The sequence below is a fragment of the Candidatus Goldiibacteriota bacterium HGW-Goldbacteria-1 genome (assembly GCA_002839855.1).
Taxonomy (GTDB): Bacteria; Oederibacteriota; PGYV01; order PGYV01; family PGYV01; genus PGYV01.
Window position 1 is genome coordinate 55,858 of record PGYV01000011.1, and the last position, 11,441, is coordinate 67,298.

An 11,441-nucleotide genomic window follows, 5' to 3' on the forward strand; every position below is an offset into this window, starting at 1 on the left:
ACAGACAGTAACTGAAACGGCTACACAGACAGTAACTGAAACGGCTACACAGACAGTAACTGAAACGGCTACACAGACAACAACCCAGACAGTAACTGCATCTGTAACTGAAACCGTTACGCAGACAAATACAGAGACGGTAACCTCGACGGCGACGGAGACTGTTACTGAGACGGTAACAGAGACTGTTACGGAGACTGTAACGCAGACAGTAACTGCATCTGTAACTGAAACTGCTACTGAAACAATAACAGAGACTGTAACGCAGACAGTAACTGCATCTATAACTGAAACCGTTACGCAGACAAATACAGAGACGGTAACCTCGACGGCGACGGAGACTGTTACTGAGACGGGAACAGAGACTGTTACGGAGACTGTGACGCAGACAGTAACTGCGTCTGTAACGGGAACCGTGACACATACAAATACACAGACGGTAACTGAGACGGCAACACAGACAGTAACGGAGACTGCTACTCGGACGGCAACGGAGACTGCTACAGAGACTGTAACCGAGACGGCTACACAGACAGTAACGGAGACTGCTACGGAGACTGTGACGCAGACAGTAACTGCGTCTGTAACGGGAACCGTGACACATACAAATACACAAACTGTAACTGAGACGGCTACACAGACAGTAACTGAAACTGCCACTGGGACGGCTACAGAGACAGTAACCGGGACAACAACACAGACGATAACTGCGTCTGTAACGGAAACTGCAACGCAGACAAATACTGAAACAATAACCGAGACGGGGACGCGTACAGTAACGGAAACTGCCACTGAAACAACAACACAGACGGTAACTGCGTCTGTAACAGAAACTGTAACGCAGACAACGACCGGAACTGTAACGGGAACTTTCTCACAGACTGTTACGCAGACAAATACACAAACGATTACAGAGACGGCTACCCGTACAGTAACCGGAACGGTAACACAGACTGCAACAGAAACTGCAACGGGAACTGTTACGCCTACAGTTACCGAATCCGGTACAATTACAATGACTAATACACCGTATATTTATTCTCCGACGATTACAGAGACTGTGACAAAAACGTCAACGCCTACTGTATCGGAAACCATCACGGAAACGTCCACTGAAACGGCAACAGAGACTGTTACGGAGACTGTTACAAAAACCGCTACAGAGACTGCAACCGGGACTGTGACAGAGACAATAACCGAAACTTCCACGCAGACAGTAACGGAGACTGCAACCGAAACCGGTACACAAACGGTAACGGAAACAATAACCCGGACAGGTACGGAAACTGTAACGGAAACGATAACACAGACGGCTACACAGACAGCAACAGAAACGGTAACCGAGACAGTATCACAGACAGTGACTAAAACGATAACCGGGACGGCATCACAGACAGTAACGGAAACTATAACCGAAACAACCACACAGACAGCCACTGAAACGGTAACAGAGACCGTCACGGAGACGGCAACTAAGACGGCAACAGAGACTGGAACCGAAACAACAACGCAGACAGCTACTGAAACGATAACCGAGACAGCATCACAGACAGTAACAGAAACTATAACCGAAACAACCACACAGACAGCCACTGAAACAGCAACTGAGACCGTCACGGAGACGGCAACAAAGACGGTAACAGTGACTATAACTGAAACGAACACAAAAACTGTTACAGAGACAATAACAGAAACAGCTACACAGACAGCAACAGAGACTGTAACTGAGACAGGTACGGAAACTGTAACGGAGACAATGACCCGGACGGCGACGCAGACTGTGACAGAAACAGCAACTAAAACAGATACACAGACCGCCACGATCACAATGACGGAAACGCCGGTTATTTATTCTCCTACAATTACACAGACAGTGACGGAAACGTCAACGCCTACTGTATCGGAAACTATAACGGAAACATCCACTGAAACAGCAACACAAACAGCGACAGAAACCGCCACGCAGACGGCTACAGAAACGGCAACTGAAACATCATCGCAGACAGTAACAGGGACTTTAACAGAAACAAACACACAGACGGCAACGCAGACTGTGACAGAAACTGCAACACAGACCGTGACGGAAACGGATACGCAGACTGAAACTTCAACCCCGACTGTGTCGGAAACATCAACACTGACGGTTACAGAAACGGCAACTGCGACGGCAACAGAAACTTCAACGCAGACCGCAACTTCTTCAGAAACAACAACGCAAACAGCCACTGTTACTGCATCCGCGACGAATACAGAAACTGCCACCGGTACAGAGACAATTACACAAACGGCAACGGAGACAGCCACTGAAACAGAAACAATGACTGCAACGCCATCGGCCACTTTAAGCGTAACCTCAACCATAACTGCAACACCTTCGGACACTTCAAGTGCGACACATACCCGGACAAGCACTCCGACTGTCACGCTTACTCAGTCAATTACGCCTGAAGATACTGTTACCATAACGTGTACTTCAACACCGACTTTTACCATAACTGTTACAGAAACAGAGACTCCGTTTATTTCTGCCACGACAACGCCCACGATGACTGTAACTGCCACTGCCACACAGACAATGACCATAACTTCCACATTTACAATTACACCCACATATACAATCACGCCAATTCCTGCTGATGAATGTACGGTGGAAATAACCATTTTTGACAGCAGGGGAGAAATTGTAAACCATCTGCCAAATGTTATGACTTTAGACGCGGTGCATGGTTTTGCCATATCTTCTGACCCCTTTAAAGCGGACGGGCAGGCTTTACTTCAGATAGCATCAGATGTCGGCGGTAATATCGGCGTTTGGGACGGCAAGTCTTCGTCCGGCGCTGTGGTTTCAACCGGTATGTATATGATGAAAGTAAAATCCACAGACAAAACCGGAAACGAATATCTTGTAATAAAAGTTTTCTCTGTGATACTTCAGGTGGCGGGAAGGATTGAAACCCTTCACGTTAATTATGATAAAAACTTTATACGCGTAACAGGGACAACGGTAAATGCCGAATGGATAAAGGCAAAGATATTTAATATTAACGCGGAAGTGATAAAAACTTATGAACTTGATTCGCTTGATTTTACATGGGATTTAAAAACAGCGTCAGGTAAAAATGCGGCATCGGGAATTTATGTGCTGCTTATTGAGATAAAAGATATGGATACAAAGAGGCTTATTAAAAAGTTTGAAAAGATTTATATAAAATAAAAGTCATTTTAATTTCACGATACGAAATTGTGATATCTTATAGCGCCATTTGAGTAATAATACAACATATTGGGCTTTTTTCGTCCGAAAAAATCATAAAAATATCATTATTTTAAAGACGGAATCTGCGTCAATTGACAATACCGTTATCAATGGTATAATACTTCCTAAATTATAATATTTATACCGATTTTTAAAGGAGGATTTTATGATTAATAACGTATTGCAGGTAAAAAAACAGGAAAAAATTTTTAAAATAAATCAGGTTGCTGAAATTCTGCAGGTACACCAGCAGACTTTAAGAAATTGGGAAAGGCACGGGCTTATAAAGCCGTTAAGGACAGGCCGTGTAAGGATTTATTCAGATGAAGACCTTAAATTATGTGAAAAAATAAAAACATTGTCAGGAAAGGGAGTTTCTTTACGCGGAATAAAAGAAGTGATTAGTATGACAAACCGGAAAGCTGAAGACAGCACTGCATCACTGGTTTAATCAAAAGGTCGGGTAAACAATTAAAATGGTTTTTAATGTTGTGTTAAAAAAAGTAATCAGAGTTTTATTTCCTGCTGTTTTAACAGCGGTTGTTACCATTATGCCTTTTGCGGCCATTGCCGCCGAGGAATTCATAGCATATGACCCCGCAGAGAAAAAATTCATATATAACTCAATTGAAAGGGAGGACCACCCTGAAGAGATAAAAAAATTCGAAAAGAAGAAATCGCCTGCGGGCAGGCGGATATTTGAATTTAAAAATAAAGAATTTGCCGGGATAAAGAACGCAATTGCGCCCGGGCTGGACATTGAAAAACACATGAAGGCAAAAACTTCAAGCCGCAGAATTAAGGATAATGTAATGAGAGTGGAGTTGAATAATAAAGAAGACGGGCAGTGGTACCGCTTAAGCGCGGATATTCCAAAAGGGTACACGGTAAAAAAGATATTAAAGGATAACGGCACTGAGATTGTAAACAGTAATTCTATTGACAGAAAGACCGGAAAAATAAGCGGGGAAGAGTTATGGTATGTGGAGGGGGATAAAGTATATTTTTATGACGACCCGGTAAACGGATATTCGGTTGTGTTGTCGCCGCCGCAGGCCAGTTTTTCAATAATGGTGGAAGAAGCATTAAATGGCGCGGGGCAGATTTCCGCGATAATTTATCCTTATAACGGGGAGCAGGATATTATAAATGGGATTAACAATATTGACCACCTTGGAAGGGACGGGGATAATGGGATAGGAAATGATATAGACGCGAATGCGGGCGGAAAAATTGCGTTAAGGTACACATACGGGCTTAATACATATCAGTATGGAAATCCGGGGACAAGTATAACCAGGGATTTCGCGCATGTAAGTACCACGTATGAACAGCTGCATGTGACGCCATGGGGTGAAACAGAAGCGGTAATAAACACGGTATTTCAGACAACAACCGGAGCGCCGGAGATACCGTTTTTAATTAATAAAAAGACAATAATAAGGGGCAACAAGAAATGGTTTGCGACGATTTATTACATAACAAATAATGATGCGGCAGCAACTGCTGTAAATATAAGGTTTTTTCAGGGGGCTGACTGGAATTTTAACGGAAATATTAATAATGACAGCTGCGCTTATGATAATGGCGAAGATACAGTTTTTGGGTACAAGCCGGCAGGGTTGCCTATATCGTATGGCGGGTATTCGGGCTTTTTACCAAGTGCAAATCATCATGTTGGCACGTATAACAATACATGGACAGGCATTCAGACAAACCTTAATAATGTGGCGGCATATTTAGGCGATGCGGGCACAGCGCTTGAATGGAACCTTGGCGCGTTGACAGCAGGACAGAGAAAGGCCGTTGATATTATATGGGGATACGGCAATACGTTAAACGGCCAGGCGCAGACAGATATGCAGAATGAAATAAATTTTGGAAAAACAAAACTGTTTGATACGGGAATAAGCGGTGTATCAAGCCCTGCTGACGGCCTGACATATCAAAATTCTGACGGATATGTAATGATAACGGCAACTGCGGTTAATTATGGATTAAGGGACTGGGCGAACCTGCCGGTGCATGTGGAAATAACCGGGCCGTCGGGTTTTTATATAAATTCCACATTTACTTCAAAAACATTTACGGTACCTGACGCGGAAGCGCATAATGTTGAATGCCCTTTTGATATAAGCACTCTTGCGCACGGCGAATACACAATAAAAGTGTATACTGACCTTGGTGCTGACATGGGTTATGCAGATTCAAATTCTTCAAATGACAGCAAGACGATAAAGATATACATAGGGGGAATAAGCGCGCTGCCGCAGGCGCAGCAGACGGTAAATATAGGGCAGGCAGGTGATATTGATCTGACCGTAAGCAATACAACGGGTTCGGATGACCGGTTTGACATAAGCCTTGATTCGGTAACGATGCCGTGGCCGGGATATCTGATAGACGGAGCGTCAGGAACAACAATAGCCGCGGATGCGGACGGCAACGGAATTTGGGAATACATTAATCCGCTTTATAATTCCAATTTCAACAGTTTGCCTGACATACAAATAGCCAATAATACCGGTTATCATCTTATATATAGAAAGTTTGTACCTATAACAGCCGAAGGCGGGGAAGTTGACAGGAGCAATATTAAATTTACCGGCATTGTCAACGCGTCCTTTACCTGCATTGTGGAAGAGACAACGGTAGCCGCGTATAAAAGCGCTGTGATTAAATCTTTATGGCTTCATGGAGATGATTTATCCACGCAATCGCCCGCGGCAAATATAAACAGCCTTACGACTTTGGAAGATACAGCAGGAACAGGGGCTGCGGGATTAAGTTATACGCAGATATCAAGATATGCGTCGCATTTCTGGAGTATGTCTCCGGTTCTTTACCGCGAACTTAGGATAGAAAATGATGTACAGGTAAGGCTTGCCCTTTCTGATGCCAATATAAATAATACGGCGAAAGTAAGTTTGTTTTATACGAACGGCATAAATTCATATCCGATTGGTGACTACAGATACCCTGTAAATATAAGAATAAGAGATACTAATATTGCGATAAGAACGTTTACAATTACTGTGCCATCGCCTGTGACGGTACCGGCAGGATACAGGCTTGTACTTATGTTTACAAATCTTGGCACCGGCAATACGTATTTCAGAGTTTATCATAATTCCGATGCCGCGCAGAATTCTAACATTTCCATGAATGTCACTGATTACGTCGGTGTGGATTGGATAAAATCATATGATGCGTTTGGGGTGACATCCAACGCGTATGTGGCGGGTGAAAATATAAGAATATCCGCGCAGGTATCTGACCCGTTTGGGGCGTATGCAGTGGCCAATGCAAGGATAGCAATTTACAACCCGTCAGGTGTGACGCAGGTTGCAGGAACGACATTAATGACGTATGCGAATACCGATACGGCTTCAGTGCCGGGGTATAAGCAGTATTACTATAATTATGCAATACCCGCATTGCCGGAAGCCGGCATGTGGTCGGCGGTGGTTGAAGGCGAAGAGGATAACGGGGTCAGGAGCGCAAGGGTTTATAACTTTTATGTCAGGGCGCCTGACCATATTCAGCTTAATCCTGTGTTTAGTGTTATACCCGCGGGAAATGAAGTGGTGTTAAAATCCCAGGTGGTTGATATAGACGGCAATTCTTTAAATTCAACGCAGTTAATTACTGTTACTGTAAATGGTTCCGCTGTATTTTCCGCGGCGCCTGCAGGCTGGGCCGGTGAAGGTACAAATACAATTTACGGGAATACGGATGCCGTAGGATTTGCGCAGTTCAGTGTGTATAACGCGGCTGCTGAAAATGTCACAATTACACCGGCGTGCGCGCTTGCCGGAAGCCCTGCAAATAATATTAATTCATACATATGGTTTACTTCTCCGCATCACGCATCCGTAAGCGTATCTGACGGCATTGCGGCAGCGGGCGGAACAGGCGAACCGGTAAGGGTTTGGATAGAAGATATTTATGGAAACACTGTGGCTTCGTCACAGTTTGTGACTATAACGCTTGATAACGGCGGATATTTCTCTTCTGTACCGGCAGGATGGAGCGGCGCGGGGACAGGTACTGCTTTTGGTTTTACAAACGCGTCGGGATATGAAGATCTTATAGTACAAAAAAATACCATCGGTAATGTTAAAGTGACGCCCGATTCAACAAGCTGGGGATTTCCTTCTTTTGATGAAGCGGCAGATATCAGTTTTGTAATGCCCGGTGAATATCATATTGAAGTTGTGGATCCGGCGCCCGGTGCGTTAACCGCAGGCGATGAAAAAGTATTAAATATTATGGTGCTGGATGCGGACGGGCTTGTTGTGCCGATAGCACAGGAAGTTGTAATTTATACATCCGGAGCGGCAATATTTACAGCTTCCACACTTTCCGGCGTATCAGGGCTGGGAACCAATACAGTGACAGGAACCACTGCAGCCACAGGGCTGGCTTCAATTACGGTGATTAATTATACGGCACAGCCGGTTACAGTAACGCCCGACAGCACGCTTTCGGGTTCTACATCAGTTCCGGACAGGGATGTTTCGGCGTTATTAACCTGGATACCTGGAAGCGCGGACCATTTTACCGCGTCAGCGGTTTCTGAATATACAGAGATAGGGACGCAGGTTGTAATTAATCTGCAGGCGGTTGATTTATACGGAAACGGTGTATTAGGGGCTATACCTGTAAGCGTAAGCGTTACAGGCGCGGCAATCTTTACATCTTCATCGCTTACGTCTGTTTTGGGAATTAATACAGGCAGTGTTTCCGGTGTTACGGATTCTTTTGGATACGCGTGGATAAATGTTTATAACGAGACTGCGCAGACAAATGTGATAAACCCTGACAGTTCGCTTCCAGGATCAACGGCAGTTCCTGACAGGGATACAGGGACAACGGTGATATTTACCAGCAATATGCCGACACCGACAGCCACCGTAACGCGCAGTATTACTGCGACAATAACGCCGACAGAACAGCCGATGACACAGACTGCTACACAGACAATTACCCAAACAAGTACTGAAACTGTAACGTGTACAATAACCGAAACAGCAACGCAGACAGTAACTGATACCATAACTCAGACGGCGACACAGACAATAACCGAAACAAATACACAGACGGCAACTGCGTCTGTAACGGATACAATTACACAGACAAATACTGGAACTGTGACAGAAACTGCCACACAGACTGTGACAGAAACGGTTACGCAGACTGTGACTGAGACCATAACTCAGACAGCGACACAGACAATAACTGAAACAACTACACAGACGGCAACTGCGTCTGTAACGGAGACAATTACACAGACAAGTACTGGAACTGTGACAGAAACTGCCACGCAGACTGTGACTCGGACAATAACTGAAACAACTACACAGACGGTAACTGCGTCTGTAACGGGTACAATTACACAGACAAGTACTGAGACTGTTACAGAAACTGATACACAGACTGTGACTAAGACAATAACCGAAACAGCCACGCAGACTGTAACCGAGACTGTAACAGAAACGGTTACGGAGACTAATACCGAGACTGTAACTGAGACTATAACGCAAACGGTTACGCAGACTGTAACTGAGACTATTACCGAAACGGCAACTGAAACCGTGACAGAGACTATTACTGAAACAGCAACTGAGACAGTAACAGATACTATTACAGAAACGGTTACGCAGACCGTAACCGAGACTATTACCGAAACGGCTACAGAAACCACAACAGAAACCACAACAGAAACCACAACAGAAACCACAACAGAAACCACAACAGAAACCACAACAGAAATGAGACATCTACACGGACTGCAACGGAGACCGTTACTGAAACTGCCACTCAGACTGTAACAGAGACTATAACTGAGACATCTACACAGACTGCAACGGAAACCGTTACTGAAACTGCCACTCAGACTGTAACAGAGACTATAACTGAAACTGCCACTCAGACTGTAACAGAGACTATAACTGAGACAGCCACGCAGACTGTAACAGAGACTACGACAGAAACAGCTACAGAAACTGTAACAGAGACAATAACTGAAACGGCTACTAAGACTGTAACAGAGACTATAACTGAGACAGCCACGCAGACTGTAACAGGGACCATAACAGAAACTAACACTCAGACAGTAACCGAGACTATGACAGAAACAGCTACAGAAACTGCAACAGAGACAATAACTGAAACGACTACTCTGACTGTAACTGAGACAGCCACGCAGACTGTAACAGAGACCATAACAGAAACAAACACTCAGACAGTAACTGAGACTATGACAGAAACAGCTACAGAAACTATAACAGAAACTAACACTCAGACAGTAACCGAGACTATGACAGAAACAGCTACACAGACTGTAACCGAGACTATAACTGAAACTAACACGCAGACTGTAACTGAAACCATAACAGAAACGGTTACGCAGACTAATACACAGACAGTGACAGAAACGATTACGCAGACTGTAACTAAGACTATTACCGAAACGGCTACAGAAACCGTGACAGAGACAATAACTGAAACGGTTACTGAAACCGTGACAGAAACAATTACCGAAACGACTACGCAGACTGTAACAGAGACAATAACCGGAACAGCAACTGAGACCATGACGGAAACGATTACAGAAACAGTCACGCAGACAGTAACTGAGACAATAACCGAAACGTCCACACAGACTGCAACTGAGACGATGACTGAAACGACTACACAGACTGTAACAGAGACAATAACCGAAACGGCAACTGAAACCGTGACAGAAACAATTACCGAAACAGCAACTGAGACTGTAACAGAAACAATTACCGAAACGACTACGCAGACAGTAACCGAGACAATAACCGAAACAGCAACTGAAACCGTCACAGAAACGATTACAGAAACAGCAACTGAGACCGTGACAGAGACGATTACAGAAACAGTCACGCAGACAGTAACCGAGACTACTACCGAAACGGGACTACTACCGAAACGGCTACAGAAACCGTAACGGATACAATAACTGAAACGGTTACTGAAACCGTTACTGAAACCGTGACAGAAACGATTACCGAAACAGCAACTGAGACTGTAACAGAAACTATTACAGAAACAGTCACGCAGACAGTAACCGAGACTATTACCGAAACGGCTACAGAAACCGTAACAGAGACAATAACTGAAACGGTTACTGAGACCGTGACGGAAACTATTACGGAAACATCAACTGAGACTGTCACCGAAACAGTTACTGAGACCGTTACTGAAACTGTGACACAGACTGCGACACAGACGGGAACAGAGACTATAACTGAGACGGTAACAAAAACAGTTACAGAAACAACAACCGGGACTGTGACGGGAACTGTTACTGAAACAGGTACGGAAACTGTAACACAGACTGCAACAGAAACATCAACTGAGACAGTAACAGAAACTTCTACGGAAACCATTACTTTAACGGCTACAGAGACGCATACGCCTACTATTTCTCAGACTTCCACAATCACCATGACGGAAACACTGATTATTCTATCCCAAACTATTACACAGACAATGACAGAAACGGTAACACCCACTGTATCGGAAACCATCACGGAAACGTCAACTGAAACTGCAACAGAGACTGTGACGCAGACCGTTACACAAACCGCTACCGGGACTGTAACCGGAACTATAACAGAGACAATGACCGAAACTGTCACGCAGACAGTAACAGGGACGATGACTGAAACTGTCACGGAAACTATAACGGAGACAATAACGGAAACTGCTACGCAGACAGCTACCGGGACTATAACAGAAACGGCTACACAGACAGCTACCGAAACGATAACTGAAACGGTTTCGCAGACAAATACTGAGACTATTACAGAAACATCCACTGCATCTGTAACAGAGACGGTCACACAGACAGCAACAGTAACTATAACTGAAACGAATACACAAACTGCTACAGAGACTATAACCGAAACAACCACGGAAACTGTTACCGGGACAATGACTGAGACAAATACGCAGACCGCAACAGAAACAATAACCGATACAATCACGGAAACTGCAACAGAGACCGTCACGGAGACAGGTACGGAAACTGTAACTGAGACTATAACAGAAACAGCTACACAGACGGCAACCGAAACGATAACTGAAACGGCATCTCAGACAACTACTGAAACTATTACGGAAACAACTACTCGGACGGCAACTGAGACTA

General features: G+C 44.4%; 5 protein-coding genes. All 5 read left to right on the forward strand.

Annotation, left to right across the window (positions count from 1 at the left end; translation table 11 throughout):
- The first annotated feature begins 379 nt into the window (after positions 1 to 379).
- Entirely contained in the window at positions 380 to 3,214 is a 2,835-nt protein-coding gene (locus CVV21_11125) for a hypothetical protein (GenBank protein PKL90826.1), read from the forward strand.
- A gap of 208 nt (positions 3,215 to 3,422) precedes the next feature.
- Entirely contained in the window at positions 3,423 to 3,707 is a 285-nt protein-coding gene (locus tag CVV21_11130; GenBank protein PKL90827.1) for a hypothetical protein, read from the forward strand.
- Positions 3,708 to 3,807: 100 nt separating this feature from the next.
- Positions 3,808 to 9,090: a hypothetical protein gene (locus CVV21_11135; GenBank protein PKL90828.1), complete on the forward strand. Its 5,283-nt coding sequence runs from the start codon at positions 3,808 to 3,810 to the stop codon at positions 9,088 to 9,090.
- A gap of 296 nt (positions 9,091 to 9,386) precedes the next feature.
- Positions 9,387 to 10,235, forward strand: a complete 849-nt coding sequence (locus tag CVV21_11140) for a hypothetical protein (GenBank protein ID PKL90829.1) — start codon at positions 9,387 to 9,389, stop codon at positions 10,233 to 10,235.
- A 44-nt stretch (positions 10,236 to 10,279) separates the two neighbouring features.
- Positions 10,280 to 11,441 (forward strand): hypothetical protein (locus CVV21_11145; GenBank protein PKL90830.1); only part of this gene is annotated, 1,162 nt, incomplete at its 3' end.

Coding starts and splice junctions, on each gene's coding strand:
- CVV21_11140 (PKL90829.1), top strand. CDS start 9,387: ATGACAGAAACAGCTACAGAAACTGCAACAGAGACAATAACTGAAACG.
- CVV21_11130 (PKL90827.1), top strand. CDS start 3,423: ATGATTAATAACGTATTGCAGGTAAAAAAACAGGAAAAAATTTTTAAA.
- CVV21_11135 (PKL90828.1), top strand. CDS start 3,808: ATGCCTTTTGCGGCCATTGCCGCCGAGGAATTCATAGCATATGACCCC.